The 13,871-nt window shown below is 60.0% G+C and carries 11 protein-coding genes; 1 reads left to right on the forward strand and 10 read right to left on the reverse strand.

The genetic code is table 11. The features are described from left to right. Positions 1–49: 49 nt before the first annotated feature. Positions 50–1,678, reverse strand: a complete 1,629-nt coding sequence (gene ffh / locus HMPREF2656_RS08195; RefSeq protein WP_070422388.1) for a signal recognition particle protein — start codon at positions 1,676–1,678, stop codon at positions 50–52. Between the two features lie 111 nt (positions 1,679–1,789). Beyond that, complete coding sequence (gene ftsY, locus HMPREF2656_RS08200) at positions 1,790–3,427, reverse strand: signal recognition particle-docking protein FtsY (protein ID WP_246818859.1); 1,638 nt, start codon at positions 3,425–3,427, stop codon at positions 1,790–1,792. A gap of 190 nt (positions 3,428–3,617) precedes the next feature. Between ftsY and HMPREF2656_RS08205 the strand changes: the two genes are divergently transcribed. Continuing rightward, entirely contained in the window at positions 3,618–5,108 is a 1,491-nt protein-coding gene (locus HMPREF2656_RS08205) for an HNH endonuclease signature motif containing protein (RefSeq protein WP_070816303.1), read from the forward strand. 29 nt (positions 5,109–5,137) lie between these two features. Here HMPREF2656_RS08205 and smc read toward each other — a convergent pair whose 3' ends face one another. The 8 genes from smc to HMPREF2656_RS08245 are packed head-to-tail and all read right to left on the reverse strand — an operon-like array spanning position 5,138 to position 13,865. Then, entirely contained in the window at positions 5,138–8,596 is a 3,459-nt protein-coding gene (smc, locus tag HMPREF2656_RS08210; protein ID WP_070816304.1) for a chromosome segregation protein SMC, read from the reverse strand. A 31-nt stretch (positions 8,597–8,627) separates the two neighbouring features. Next, positions 8,628–8,912, reverse strand: coding sequence for an acylphosphatase (locus HMPREF2656_RS08215; protein ID WP_070422246.1), 285 nt, complete (start codon positions 8,910–8,912; stop codon positions 8,628–8,630). 18 nt (positions 8,913–8,930) lie between these two features. Further along, the gene (locus tag HMPREF2656_RS08220; protein WP_070422245.1) at positions 8,931–10,412 is read right to left on the reverse strand and encodes an alanine/glycine:cation symporter family protein; all 1,482 of its coding nucleotides are present in this window, start codon (positions 10,410–10,412) and stop codon (positions 8,931–8,933) included. 52 nt (positions 10,413–10,464) lie between these two features. Next, complete coding sequence (locus HMPREF2656_RS08225; protein WP_070422244.1) at positions 10,465–10,971, reverse strand: flavin reductase family protein; 507 nt, start codon at positions 10,969–10,971, stop codon at positions 10,465–10,467. Positions 10,972–10,981: 10 nt separating this feature from the next. Further along, on the reverse strand, positions 10,982–11,803 hold the full coding sequence (gene mutM, locus HMPREF2656_RS08230) for a bifunctional DNA-formamidopyrimidine glycosylase/DNA-(apurinic or apyrimidinic site) lyase (RefSeq protein ID WP_070816305.1): 822 nt from the start codon (positions 11,801–11,803) through the stop codon (positions 10,982–10,984). After that, positions 11,796–12,563, reverse strand: coding sequence for a ribonuclease III (rnc, locus tag HMPREF2656_RS08235; RefSeq protein ID WP_070450962.1), 768 nt, complete (start codon positions 12,561–12,563; stop codon positions 11,796–11,798). Before rnc ends, mutM begins: the two co-directional genes overlap by 8 nt. Beyond that, positions 12,560–13,096, reverse strand: a complete 537-nt coding sequence (locus HMPREF2656_RS08240; protein WP_070816306.1) for a YceD family protein — start codon at positions 13,094–13,096, stop codon at positions 12,560–12,562. The genes rnc and HMPREF2656_RS08240 overlap by 4 nt, the downstream gene beginning before the upstream one ends. 34 nt (positions 13,097–13,130) lie before the next feature. After that, positions 13,131–13,865: a DivIVA domain-containing protein gene (locus HMPREF2656_RS08245; RefSeq protein ID WP_070422240.1), complete on the reverse strand. Its 735-nt coding sequence runs from the start codon at positions 13,863–13,865 to the stop codon at positions 13,131–13,133. Positions 13,866–13,871 lie beyond the last annotated feature (6 nt).

Genomic DNA, 13,871 nt, shown 5'->3' on the forward strand with positions numbered 1-13,871 from the left:
CTCTCCCCCCTTTGATCTGTGAAGCGTTCGCGCTGCGGCGCGCTGCGCGCTAGAAGAACTTCCCCTTCTGCATACGCTTCATCGCCTCGTTGAAATCGAGGTTGTTGAGATCCATGCCCTGCATGCCCGCAGGAAGCTGGCTCTGCAACTTTTCCAAATCCTTCATATCCGGCATACCGCCACCCATGCCCGGCATTCCTGGCATTCCTGGCATCCCTGGCATCTTCGGCATGCCCTGATTTCCACCGCGCTTCACCGGCTTGCGCTTGCCGTTCTTGCCCCGGCGCCCCTTCGGCTTCTTCTTGGTAGCGCTTCGGCCCATGCCAGGCATACCCGGCAAGCCGAACTGGCTGGCCATCTGCCCCATCATCTTCTTCGCCTCGAAGAAGCGCTCCACCAACTGGTTCACATCCGAGACCTTCACACCGGAACCGTTAGCGATGCGCTTGCGGCGCGATGCGTTCAAAATCTTCGGATCCTGGCGCTCCTGAGGAGTCATACCGCGAATGATGGCCTGGATACGGTCGAGCTGCTTCTCGTCGACCATGTCCGCCATCTGGTTCATCTGCTTGCCGCCAGGCATCATCTTGAGCAGGTTGCCAATCGGCCCCATGCGACGAATCATGAGCAACTGGTCGAGGAAGTCCTCCAGTGTGAGTTCGCCGGAAGCCAACTTGGTTGCGGCTGCCTCAGCGTCCTGCTCGTTATAAGTCTGCTCAGCCTGCTCAATCAGCGACAGCAGATCACCCATGCCGAGAATACGGCTGGACATGCGGTCCGGGTGGAACACGTCGAAGTCGTCGAGCTTCTCGCCAGACGACGCAAACAGAATCGGCTTGCCCGTGACCTCACGGATGGACAGCGCGGCACCGCCACGGGCGTCGCCATCAAGTTTGGTCAGTGCAACACCAGTGAAGTCGACGCCAGCAGCGAACGCCTCGGCGGTAGACACCGCATCCTGACCGATCATCGCATCAATAACGAAAATGACCTCATCCGGATTCACTGCATCACGGATGTTGCGGGCCTGAGTCATCAGGGTCTCATCGATACCGAGGCGGCCCGCAGTATCGATGATGACCACATCGTTTTTGTTCTGCTTGGCGTGCTCAATACCCTGCTGCGCCACCGCAACCGGATCACCGTGCGAGGTGCCCATCTCGTGCTCATACGAGTCGATGGACGTACCCGGATCCGGGGCAAACGTCGGCACACCAGCGCGCTCACCAACAATCTGAAGCTGCTGCACCGCACCCGGACGCTGCAAGTCACACGCCACCAACATCGGGGTGTGGCCCTGCTTAGCCAAGTGCTTAGCCAACTTACCTGCCAGGGTGGTCTTACCAGCACCTTGCAGACCGGCGAGCATAATCACGGTCGGCGGGTTCTTCGCCAAATTCAACCGGCGAGTCTCACCGCCGAGAATGTTTGTCAGTTCCTCATCAACAATCTTGATGACCTGCTGCGCCGGATTCAGCGCTGCCGAAACATCGGCACCGAGGGCACGCTCCTTGACGCGCTTAATAAACGCACGCACAACCGGAAGCGACACGTCCGCCTCCAGCAACGCGATACGAATCTCGCGAGCCGTGGCGTTAATATCCTCCTCGGTGAGCTTGCCCTTGCCTCGCAGACCACCCAGGGCTGATTGGAGGCGGTCGGACAGTGACTCGAACACGGTGTGCACGCTCCCTTTTGCTTCTAGCGGAAAAGAATCCCCACAAGACTAGCGCGCGCCCCGGGTGATGGGCACATCACCGGGGGCGCGGGGTCGTCGACAAGCAAGCGCTTAGCCGAGAAGAGCGTCGACGAAACTCTCAACCTCAAACGGCGCAAGATCGTCCGCGCCCTCACCAAGACCAACCAGCTTTACCGGCACACCAAGTTCCTCCTGAACCTGGAAAACGATACCGCCCTTGGCGGTGCCGTCGAGCTTGGTCAGCACCACACCCGTGATGTCAACAACCTCACGGAAGACACGCGCCTGCGCAATGCCGTTCTGCCCCACCGTCGCGTCGAGCACCAGCAACACCTCATCGACGTTGCTCTTCTTCTCCACGACGCGCTTGACCTTGCCCAGCTGATCCATCAGACCCGTGGAGGTGTGCAGGCGGCCCGCCGTATCGACGAGCACCACATCAGCACCCTCGTCAACACCAGTTGCCACAGCATCGAAGGCCACCGAAGCCGGGTCCGCACCCTCCTTGCCACGAACCGTGGAAGCGCCGACGCGCTTGCCCCAGGTCTCCAACTGGTCCGCAGCCGCCGCGCGGAACGTATCCGCAGCACCAAGCACCACCGAGTGCCCCATAGACACGAGCACACGAGCAAGCTTGCCGGTAGTCGTCGTCTTACCGGTGCCGTTGACACCGACAACCAAGATCACGGCCGGTTTGCCGTCATTCGGCATCGCCTTAATCGAACGGTCGAGCTCCGGACGGGCAGCCTCAATCAGAGTTTCGCGCAGCATCGCACGAGCCTGCGCTTCGTTTTCCACACCACGCTCAGCGATCTTCTCGCGCAGGTTGTCCGTGATCTTCATCGTCAGACCCGCACCGATATCGGCCAAGATCAGCGTGTCTTCAATCTCCTCCCACGCGTCCTCGTCCAGATCGCCAGCGGAAAGAATGCCAAGCAGACCCTGGCCGATGGCGTTCTGAGAACGGGAAAGGCGGCCACGAAGCTTGCCCATGCGACCTGCTGCTGGAGCGATGTCATCGATCGGTTCGCTCGCGGGGGCCTCAACAACGACAGCCTCATCGGAAACCTCAGCGCCATCCTGGAGCGCCTCTTCAGCACCCTCTTGAGCCACTACAGCAGCCGCAGCAGCCTCCTCTGCCTCCGCCGTGTCTGGTGTGTCTGGCGCATCGGGCGTTTCCGATTCGGCCTCAGGGGTTTCTGCCTCATCGACAGCAGGTTCCGGCTCCGGTTCTGGAGCTGGCTTCGGCTCTGCTACCGGCTCAGGTTCTGGTGCCGGCTCCGGTTCTGGCACGGCACATTCTTCAACGACAGGCTCCTCCACAGGCCGCTCGGACGGCTCTGGCTGATCTACCTCCGTGCTGGTGGTGTCGTCGACAAGCAATGGCTCTTCATCAGGCGCAACTGCTTTCTCGATAACAGTCTTCGGCTCCTGCTCGGCCTTTTCAGGCTCGACTACCGGCAGAACCGGCTGGTCACGACGAATCGGCTCCGGCTGCTTCGGCTGAGCATCCGCCGGTGCGAAATTGAAACCGCCCTTCGCCTGATAATTGCCGGATTTCTCCTGCTGAGTGAGCTCCTTCGGCTCCTCCGGCTTCTCAAACGAAACGGTCTTCGACTCCTTGCGCTTCTTCCCCGCAACGACGATGCCCACGATGATCAGCACGGCAACGACGACCGCAACCGCCACCCAAAGGGCCGGGGAGTTCATCAACTCAGTGGTATTCATGCGTTCTAGTGTGCCAGCCGCCACGACACAAGGTGGAACAGCAATAGACACATTGCTTATCGACGAATCAACGCTGCAGGTCAGGCCCATCCATACGAACGGGTGTTCGAATGCGTGGCGATCGTGTCGGCCTGGTCTGTAGCTTCATTTTCAACTCAGTTAGCAGCACACGTAGCCGAGAGGGGGACCCATGACAACCATCATCGACCAACACGTCAACCAGATCACCGCTGGACTAGAAGCGCTGTCCAACCTCATGATGGAACCCGACTCCCTCCACCTCCTCGGCACCCACCAAGCAATAGAGCGGCTACACGGCTCATTGCCACTGCTCGGAAACGTCAACGCCGCCTTCGCACATCTCTGCACAAGGGACAATGCCGGATCCCTGGTCGGCGCCAACCATCCCGTGGAATACCTCACGCAACGCCTCGGCCTCTCCCGTGCCCAGGCGTTCGACCTCCTCAACCACGGCAAGCGCCTCTTCGGCGAGCCCGACATCCCAGTCCCACCAACTAACCCGGAACAAACCGAAGAGGAAAAGCGAGCCGCAGAAGAAGAAGCACAACGACGCAAAGAACAAGAAAAGAAAGCCCAGGAACGCGCCCGCAAGGCTGCACGAGAAAAGAAAGCCTCCGAAGAAAAGAAGCGCATTATCTCCAACGCGCTCAAGGACCTCAACGAACACGCCAACCCGGGCTACCTCGAGTGCTACTCCCAAGCCATGGAAGCCGCAGCACGCATGACCCCCGAAGAGCTCCGGAAGTTCGTCACCGACCTCGTCCGCAAAGCCAACCGCGCGGGGCTGGACTACGAAAAGAAAAAGGACCCCCTAGCTGCGTTTAAAAAACGAGGCATCTCCTTCGGACCCACTGATGCAGACGGCGGCTCCTACGCCCGGCTCTACCTTGACGCCGCATCACGCGCAAAATTCGAAGCAGCCCTCGCCGCCGGAGAAGCCCCCGGCTCTCACCTACCCGACGGCTCCAAAGACACCCGCACGAAACAACAACGCCGCTTCGACCAACTCATGCACATCCTGGATAACTACTCCCAGGCACGTATCACGCGCGACCGCGGCATCGGAACCGTTGTGGTGACACTGACCCTGGAAGATCTGGTCGGTGCTGATTGGCAAACACGCTTTTCCACCAATACCAGTGTGGATCTCACTGCCCTCGACATTCTTCACCTGGGCTTAGCAGGAGACACTTTTGCTCTCCAACTCGACTCTGCAACCGGTGTGCCACTATCACTCGGACGCGCCCGCCTCGCGTCGATTGAACAGCGCCTCGTCCTACTCGCTACCCAAGGTGTCTGCGCCTGGAACGGGTGCACCAAACCTGGCGTCGAACTCGAAGCCCACCACCTGCAGTCCTACCTCCACGGAGGTGTCACTGACCTCAATAACCTGATACTGCTATGTCGCGAACACCACAGATGCAACAACGACAACAGAGACGGAGCCGGTGGTAAGGGTCACTTCGAAAAAGACCCCGACACTTGGGACATCACCCACCATCCAGCCGACGGCGGGCCACCGACCACGACCAGCACATGGCAGTTCGAACAGTCACCCGGTCAGCGGCATAAACGAAAAATTCGGGACAAACACCCAAGTTTCGACGACCAAGAACTACCGGGAACAGATCCACCCCTGTTCGCACCGGACACCGGGTAGCCATCTTGCGCTGTGCTACGCCCCAGGTGCTACACCCCAGGCGCTGCACCGGCAGGTTGCATGCGTTGAGACAGCACTCGAGTGACGCCATCGCCACGCATAGTCACGCCATAAAGCACGTTCGCAACATCCATCGTTGGCTTCTGGTGCGTGATCACAATGAGCTGCGAATCCTGACGGAGTTCCTCCAGAAGGGCAATGAGCCGGCGCAGGTTGACGTCGTCGAGCGCCGCCTCAACTTCGTCGAGCACATAAAACGGACTTGGACGCGCACGGAAGATAGCGACAAGAAACGCCAAGGCTGTCAGCGATTTTTCACCACCGGAAAGCAGCGAAAGCCGCTTGACACGCTTCCCCGGTGGCCGGGCCTCAATTTCAATGCCGGTGGCCAACATGTCGTCTGGCTCGGTGAGCACCAAGCGCGCCTCACCACCCGGGAAGAGCGTCTGGAACACTCGCGGGAACTCGGCCTCCACATCCGTCCAGGCATCGGTGAACAACTGCAAGATCTGTGCGTCAACGTCCTCGATCACACCAGTGAGGTCTTTGCGTGCCTGAATAACATCATCAAGCTGCGTAGAAAGAAACGAATACCGCTCCTCCAACGCCTTGTATTCCTCCAATGCCAGCGGGTTGACCTTACCCAGCGCGCGCAGATCCTTTTCTGCCCGCTTGAGACGTTTCTCTTCTGCTTCGCGGTCAAAGTCCTCACCTGGGGTGTACCCATCAAGCAGATCGGCTACGGCGATGCCCAGGGTGGAGGTGATGTTGGCTTCGGCTTCGTCGATACGCACCTGTGCTTGCGAGCGGGCAATATCGGATGCGTGTGCGTTGTCGGTCAATCGAGACAATTGTTGGCGCGTGGCATTGACCTGCTGACGAGCTTGCTGCAACTGTCCCTGCAGGCTCGCCGTCTGGGCGGAGAGCTCATCGCGTTGCGCCGTCGCGCGTGCCAACGCGTCCTCGATTCGGGCGGCAAGGTCGCGCGCGTGCTTCTCGACGACCCCCGCTAGCTCTGCCTCTGCTCGACGCCTTGCCATCGCAGCGTCATGGCGGGCTTTCGCCTGACGTTCTTGCTCGGCTTGGCGGCGTAGCGCGTCTCCCTTGCCCACTTCCGCCTCTGCCCGCTGTTGTGCAGTACGCGCGGCGAGAACGGCCTCCATTTCCATGGATTTGATGTGGTTTAGCGCGTTTCGGGCAGCGTCGCGTTCGGCAGATGACGGCTCCTCGGGTGAGGCGGATACGTCCGTGTCCACTCGGGTGAGGCGGTCGCGAGTTTCTTCCAGTTCGGTGCGGCGTTGCGCAAGCCGTGCGTCAGCTTCGTTGGCGCGCTGCGCAGCTCGTTCGTGCTCCGACTTGTTCGCTTCAGCTTGCTTGACCAAGCGGGTGCGATCGCGTCGCCAGGCTTCGAGTTCGGTGTCGTGCTCTCGAAGAGACGCACGCGCCGACGCGGCGTTGACTCGGGCTTCTTCCGCCGCAACCTTCGCACCTTCAAACGTGCCTGCGAGTTCGCTGAGTTGTTGGCGGGCCGTTTCAAGTTCCACGCGAGCAGCCTCGATGCGGGCGGAGACTTCAACCGTGGTTGCTTGCCCGGAGCCGGCTGCGATCCAGCCTTCGCCGACAAGTACGCCGTCGTGTGTGACGGCTCGTAATCTCGGGTCTTGTTCGACGACGGCACGAGCCAGCTCAACATTTTTTGCGACCACAGTGTCAGCGAGCAAACGTGTCACCGGACCAGCCACTGCATCGTCCAGCGTAACGTGGTCGAGCAGCCAGTCCACCTCAACGTCGGTCTCCAGGCGCCATGTCGAGCCGCCTCGTGTATCGACGACCACCGTACGACTCGCATTCCCCAACCGCGACACGGTCTCGTCGGACACATCACCTGCGAGCGCTTCGGCATAGTCGCCGAGGGCCGCCGCAAGCGCCGTTTCCAAACCTGCCTCTGTAGTCAGCAAACCCGCTAGCGGTGAGAAACCGTCGAGCAATTCGGCGGCATCCATTTTCGGCGTCTGCTCAGACAGCGTTGCAATGCGCGATTCAAGCGTTGCTACGTTGCGTTCGTGTTCGCGCTGCTCAGCACGAAGTTGCTCTAGGCGCTTCTCTGCAGCGTCAGATTCGGTGTGGGCGCGGGCGAATGCGGCGTCGAGTGGAGCGCGTTCCGCCTGAAACGCCGCGATGCGTTCCTCAACGGACACAACCTCAGCGTCAGCTTGGCGTGCACGTTCACGGGTTTCTTGAAGCGTCTCGTCGAAACGCCGAATCTCCTCCTCAGCAGCTTCAACCGCTTGCGCCTGCGATTCTTCTTGAGCAAGCAGTCGCACTACGCCTTCGCGACGGTCCGCGATCGCACGCACCTGCGCCATGTGTTCGCGCTCAGCTTCATCGAAAGCTTCCTGTCGTTCCGCGGCTTCTTCTCGTACCGTTTCCAGCTGTTCTGCTGCTTCTTCGGCTGCTTCGACGGCTTCCGCGTAGCGTTCGTCGGCAATCCGTGCCCGTGCTTCGAGGTCTTCCGGGTCTTGCCCGGCATAGGCAACATCGGCGTTGTGGCTCCGAGCACGCTCCGATGCGATGCGTTCCGTAGCACTCGCCCGTTCCGCCAGCGTCGATAGCGCAAACCACACCTGCTGTGCTTCTTGTGCTTTGGGCTGTACTTCCTGCTGCTGTGCTTCGATGCTCTCCTGCGCTTCGGTGTATTGCTCGAGTTGCGCGGTAACGGTTTCTACCTGTTCTTCGAGGAGTTCGGCGGCGCGGGCGGCGTCGGAAAGCTTCGCTCGCAAACGCACGACTTGGTCACCTGCGAGTTTGAGTTTGGCGTCGCGCAGTTCGGCCTGCACCGCCGCCCCACGCTTCGCGGCTTCTGCCTGCCGCGCCAACGGTTTGAGTTGCTTGCCCAGTTCGTCGGTGAGGTCGGTGAGGCGATCCAGGTTCGCCTGCATGCCGACAAGTTTGCGCTGTGCCTTCTCTTTACGACGACGGTGCTTCAGTACACCAGCGGCTTCTTCGATAAACGCGCGACGTTCTTCAGGGCGCGAATCAAGGATTTCGGAGAGTTTGCCCTGGCCGACAATGATGTGCATTTCGCGGCCGATACCGGAGTCGGACAGCAGCTCCTGAATGTCCATGAGACGTGCTTTGGAGCCGTTGATTTCGTATTCGGACGCACCGTCGCGGAACATGCGGCGAGTGATTGCTACATCGGTGTAGTCGATGGGCAATCGTTTGTCGGTGTTGTCGAAAGTAAGCGTGACTTCGGCACGTCCGAGTGGTTTGCGCCCGCCGGCACCGGCGAAGATGACGTCTTCCATCTTCCCGCCACGCAGGTTTTTCGCACCTTGCTCGCCCATCACCCACGCGAGTGCATCGACGACGTTGGATTTTCCCGAGCCGTTCGGCCCGACGACGGCGCAAATGCCCGGTTCGAATTTCATGGTTGTCGCGGACGCGAAAGACTTAAATCCTTTGAGCGTCAGCGATTTCAGGTGCATTCGCGCAATATTACCCGCTCGGGCGCGGCTTTTAGCGTTCGTCGAACCCTACCGCACCCTTCGGTGCGCTGTACTGGGCTTGCACATGGTTCACGCGCCCAGGGCGCCCCGAACCAGAGGGTGTTTCCCGCAAGAGCTTTTCAAGCTTTTCGACGCCACCCTGCTCCCCCTCCGCAACCACTTCAACGCGGCCATCTGCAAGGTTCTTGGCGTATCCCGCAAGCCCAAGTTCGAGGGCGCGGGAGCGTGTCCACCAGCGAAACCCAACCCCCTGGACTTCGCCGTGGACGTGGGCGGTCATGCGTTTCTCAGCCATACCGCCCGAGAATACAACTTAGATGCGGTCGTCTGCGCTGCGTCGGGTGACGGGGTCGGAGCCGTCCCAGAACTCAACGTTCTTGACTTCCGGCAGCATGTCGCGGTGGAAGACAGGGTCTTCTCCTCGGCGACGCTGTTCGTTGTAGTTCTTCAGCAGCTTCAGCGCTACCCCGCCGAGCGGAACGATTGCGATGATGTTGAAAAGCGCCAGAAGACCGGCCATCGTGTCGCCGAGGGCCCAAACGAGCGGCACAGATCCGAACGCACCGAAGATGACGAAGCCGAGAACAACAATGCGGAACGTGGTCAACGCGGACTTGGAGTCGGTGAGGTACTGCAAATTAGCTTGCGCCAAGTAGTAGTTACCGATCACGGAAGAAAACGCCAGGAAGAACAGGATGCATGTGATGGCGTGTGCGCCCCAGGCGCCGACAGAATCGGCGAGTGCAGACTGCGTCAGCGAGGCACCCTGGATGTCATCGCGGCCATAGGTGATTGCGGGGCCGAGCAGTACAACAAACGCGGTGATGGAGCACACGAGCAGGGTGTCAAAGTACACGCCGAGGGCCTGCACAAGTCCCTGCTTAACGGGGTGAGACACGGTCGCAGTCGCGGCAGCATTTGGTGCCGAACCCATGCCTGCCTCGTTGGAGAACAAACCACGACGCATACCGTGTGCGAAGGCTGCGCCAACGGTCGCGCCCGCAACCTGCTTGAGGCCGAGAGCGTGGCCAACGATGAGTTCGAACATGCCTGGGATCTCGCGCCAATTGATCACCAGCACTGCGAGGCCAATCAAGATGTAGGCACCGGCCATGAACGGAACGATCACCTGGGTCCAAGATGCAATGCGGGTAACGCCACCGAAGATGATGAGCGCGGTGAGTGCGGCGACGACACCAGCCACGATGGTTTTCACAGCGACAGAGTCGTTGCCCAACGAGCCGGAAACCGCTTCAGCGATGGAGTTGGTTTGGATGGCGTTGTACACAAAGCCGTAAGTGATGGCGAGGAAGGCAGAGAACAGCACCGCGAGTGGCTTCCATCCAAGGCCGCGGGTCATGTAGTAGGCCGGACCGCCGTGGTAGTTGCCGTCGCTGTCCTTGGTTTTCCACAGCTGGGCCAGCGTGGATTCGACGAATGCGGTCGCACCACCGAGCAAGGCGAGCATCCACATCCAGAACACCGCACCCGGGCCACCGATGGAGATTGCCAGTGCGACACCGGCGATGTTGCCGGTGCCGACACGAGAGGCGGCAGAGATGGTGAAAGCCTTGAAGGCCGACAAGCCACCGTACTCTTCATCGAGGTCTCGACCTTCGCGGTCTTTGCCCTTCGGGGTTTCTGCAACGGCTTTGAGCATGTCCGGGAACATGCGGATTTGAACGAATAATGTGCGCAAGCCGAAGTAGATGCCGGCAGCAACGAGGAACCACGGTACGAGGCTCCAAATCACGCCATTGAGCGATCCCTCGACAAATGAGGTAGCTGAATCCATGGCGGGCAGCTTATCCCTGGGTTGTCTCAATTACCCAACGTGATCGAGCGCACTACCCCTCTATGGATTTGGTCTGTACCTCTCCGGGTTGGATTGGCCCGTGGGTGCCAAACTCGCGTTGCCAGTACAGCAGCGGGCAGTTTGCGGTAACTTCGGTGGCAGTGACGTCAACCAAGACGAGGAAGTGGTCCCCTGCTTCGATGATGCGGCTAACGTTGCCGGCGATCCAGGTGTGGTCGCCGGCAAGTTTCGGTGCGCCGTCGGCAATGCGCCAATCCACCCCCGCGAAACGATCCTCGAGCTTGTCAGCGAACCTGCGCGCCAACTCGTTCTGTTCGGTGGACAGCACGTTGATACCGATCGGTGAGCCGATCTCCAACCTTGCGAGCAGCGATGACTTCTGGTCTAGCGAGACCAGCACCATCGGTGGTTCGAGAGAAAGTGACATGAATGCGCTGACCGTTGTGCCGTGTGCCGATGCTTGCGTCCCTGTCGTCACAATGGCAACTGCAGCGGCAACCTGGGACATCGCGACTTTGAACGTCTGCTGATCAACCATGTCTTCTAACCTAGAGCACTTGGCAAACCGGGCAGTAATAACTGGAACGGCCGTTGATCACGGTGCGGGCGATCTCCGTTCCGCATCGCGCACAGGGTTTTCCGGCTTGACCGTATGCATTGAGAGAGCGTGCGAAGTATCCGGAGGCTCCGTTGACGTTGACATAGAGGGCATCGAAGCTCGTTCCGCCTTGCTCGAGCGCCCGGGCCATTACGTCACGCGATGCCTCAAGCACTGCTTCGGCGTCGCGTTGTCGCATGGTGCGCGCTTTACGCCAGGGTTTGAGGTTTGCAGACCACATTGCTTCATCGGCGTAGATCGAGCCGATTCCACTGACGATTTCTTGGTTGAGCAGCACCGTTTTCAGAGCCGAATTTTTTCGGCGCATCGCGCGCGCTGTCTCTCGCACATCAAATGCATCCTCGAAAGGGTCCGGCGCAATATGGCCCGCAGGACGAGGCACCCCGTCGACGAGGTCGGTGTATTGCCAGAATCCGAACGTGCGCTGGTCGACGAAACACAGCTCACATGTGCCCATGTCTGCGCGAATTCGCAAATGCGGCGATGTCACTTCGCCATGCTTTGCGACGAGCATCTGTCCACTCATCCTCAAATGCACCAGCACCGCTGCCCCATTGTCCAGCAGTAGCCACAAGTACTTGCCCTGTCGGCCCGTATCCACGACGGTACGTCCCGGCAGCACACGCTCAAGATCAACTTCGTTGCCACGCGATGCACGTGGGTGAAGCACTTCGACGCGGCCGAACGTGAGGCCGACTATGTGTTGTTGGAGCCCCCGGCGGACCACCTCAACTTCTGGCAGTTCAGGCATGTCCCAGGGTGGCCTCGGCAGCGTGGTCGCGCAGGTATACCAGTGCTTGTTGGGCCGCTTCCTGCTCCGCGAGTTTCTTGTTCGGCCCCACGCCCTTACCTCGCACGACACCGTTGATCAGCGTTTCGGCGTGGAAGGTTTGCTCGTGGTCCGGACCGGTCGCCTCAGAGCGATACTCTGCAACAGGGAGCTTCAGTTCTGCCACACGAACTTGCAGTGCGGTCTTCCAGTCCTTGTTCTTTTTGCTTACCGTGGCGTGACGCAGTTTCTCGTCAAAAAGCCGCAGGATCACGTCGCGGGCAGTCGCGAATCCATGCTCGAGATATATCGCGCCGAGCACAGCCTCTGTTGTGTCGGCAAGAATCGACTCTTTATCGCGCCCACCAGTCAGTTCTTCACCTTTGCCAATGAGAACGTGCTGGCCGAGGTTGATCTCACGGGCGATGTCGGACAAGCCGTAACGCGACACAATCGCTGCGCGCATTGGAGAAAGATCGGACTCGGGACGCGACGGGTAAAGCTCAAAGAGCTTAGTTGCCACGGTCAGACCTAAGATGGCGTCGCCGACGAACTCGAGTCGCTCGTTGTTGGGCAGTTGGTTGTGTTCGTTGGCGAACGAGCGGTGAGTCAGCGCAAGTTTGAGATTGTCGCGCTCGATGTTGACGCCCAGTTTTTCCAGCAGTGGCGCATGGTCTACTGCCCCATAGGCGTCTTCCCATGCCTGTTCGGCGTTGGCGGGTTTCCTGCGTGAACGGCTCACAGGAACTTCTCCAGATCTGCCCAACGTGGGTCGACGAGGTTGTTTTCTTCGCCCGATACACCGTCCGGCACGGGAACGTCGGTATCGCCGGCGCATTCTGGCTGGCAGGTCGGGTTGAACGGCAGGTTAAGCCCAGCTTCGTTCACAAACGCTTGCTCTAGGTCGACAGTATCGCCTTCGACACGGGCAATTTCGTCCCCCGAGCCACGGTCTTCTTCTTCCTCTGCGTCTCCGGTGATGAAATCATCTGAAGTGGAAAACACTTCGGAGATCTGCAGCGTTTCGGTGGGGGTCAGTTCTTTAAGGCAGCGCACACACTCACCTAAGAACTCAGCAGTCAGGGTCGCATCGACCATGATGCCGGAGCCAAGTGGGGTCAGGGTGGCTTCTATCTTGACCTCTCGGCCTTCAGGAATAGCGATCATTTCCGGGCCGATACGCGACGGGGATGGCCCCGTCTGCGTCAGGGTTTCCGGCAGTCCGTCGCCTTTGAGGACGCCGGAAACATCAAATACGAAAGGATTGTTAGCCATAGCCCTTTCAGACTACAACGAATCGCTTCCCTTGCTAGTACTCGTCGGCTTCACCCTGGCCACGGCGAGCGCGGTCTGCACCGGAGACGCCCGCCCCACGACGCAGCGCGGAGCGGTCGGTGGAGACAGTGCGCAGCACGGTGTTGAGGGTCTCCTCGAACTCTGCGAGCTTGGAGTCGACATAGTCGTCGCACTCTGCGCGCAGGCGGGAGGATTCAGCGTGTGCGTCTTCGACGAGGCGGTGCGCCTCTTCGTCTGCGCGACGCATGACCTCAGACTCGGAGATCAAGCGCTTCTGCTCCTTCAGGCCCTGGTCGACGGAGCGCTGGTATTCCTCGTTGCCGGTTTCCACAAGGTGATCGGCTTCGCGCTGAGCACTGTTGATGGTGGTTTCTGCAATGTCGCGAGCGCGGGTGATCATCATGTTCGACTCTTCCTCGGCGCCCGAGACGAGTCGAGTTGCGTGGTCCTGGGCGTCCGACAGCACCGTCTCCGATTCGGCTTGGGCGTCGGAAACGATGCGACGGGCGTCCTCTTCGGCGTCGCCAACGAGAACGTCGGCGCGTTCCTGGGCCCCGCGCAGGATTTCGTCCTGCTTGTCCAGAACATCCTGAGCATCGTCTAGATCGCCAGGCAGGGCGTTGCGGAGGTCGTCGAGAAGAGCGAGCATCTCATTACGGGGCACCATGCAGTTGGAGGTCATCGGCACGCCGTAGGCCTGCTCCATCGTCTGCACTAACTCATCGAGGGCTTCAAAAACGCGGTACATAGTTGC

It is taken from the genome of Corynebacterium sp. HMSC034B08 (assembly GCF_001835805.1).
Classification (GTDB): domain Bacteria; phylum Actinomycetota; class Actinomycetes; order Mycobacteriales; family Mycobacteriaceae; genus Corynebacterium; species Corynebacterium coyleae.

What these genes read in the sequence shown, in the direction of transcription:
- HMPREF2656_RS08245 (WP_070422240.1), bottom strand. Translation starts at nt 13,865, where the DNA reads ATGTACCGCGTTTTTGAAGCCCTCGATGAGTTAGTGCAGACGATGGAG.
- HMPREF2656_RS08205 (WP_070816303.1), top strand. Translation starts at nt 3,618, where the DNA reads ATGACAACCATCATCGACCAACACGTCAACCAGATCACCGCTGGACTA.
- ftsY (WP_246818859.1), bottom strand. Translation starts at nt 3,427, where the DNA reads ATGAATACCACTGAGTTGATGAACTCCCCGGCCCTTTGGGTGGCGGTT.
- HMPREF2656_RS08240 (WP_070816306.1), bottom strand. Translation starts at nt 13,096, where the DNA reads ATGGCTAACAATCCTTTCGTATTTGATGTTTCCGGCGTCCTCAAAGGC.
- HMPREF2656_RS08215 (WP_070422246.1), bottom strand. Translation starts at nt 8,912, where the DNA reads ATGGCTGAGAAACGCATGACCGCCCACGTCCACGGCGAAGTCCAGGGG.
- mutM (WP_070816305.1), bottom strand. Translation starts at nt 11,803, where the DNA reads ATGCCTGAACTGCCAGAAGTTGAGGTGGTCCGCCGGGGGCTCCAACAA.
- smc (WP_070816304.1), bottom strand. Translation starts at nt 8,596, where the DNA reads ATGCACCTGAAATCGCTGACGCTCAAAGGATTTAAGTCTTTCGCGTCC.
- HMPREF2656_RS08225 (WP_070422244.1), bottom strand. Translation starts at nt 10,971, where the DNA reads ATGGTTGATCAGCAGACGTTCAAAGTCGCGATGTCCCAGGTTGCCGCT.
- HMPREF2656_RS08220 (WP_070422245.1), bottom strand. Translation starts at nt 10,412, where the DNA reads ATGGATTCAGCTACCTCATTTGTCGAGGGATCGCTCAATGGCGTGATT.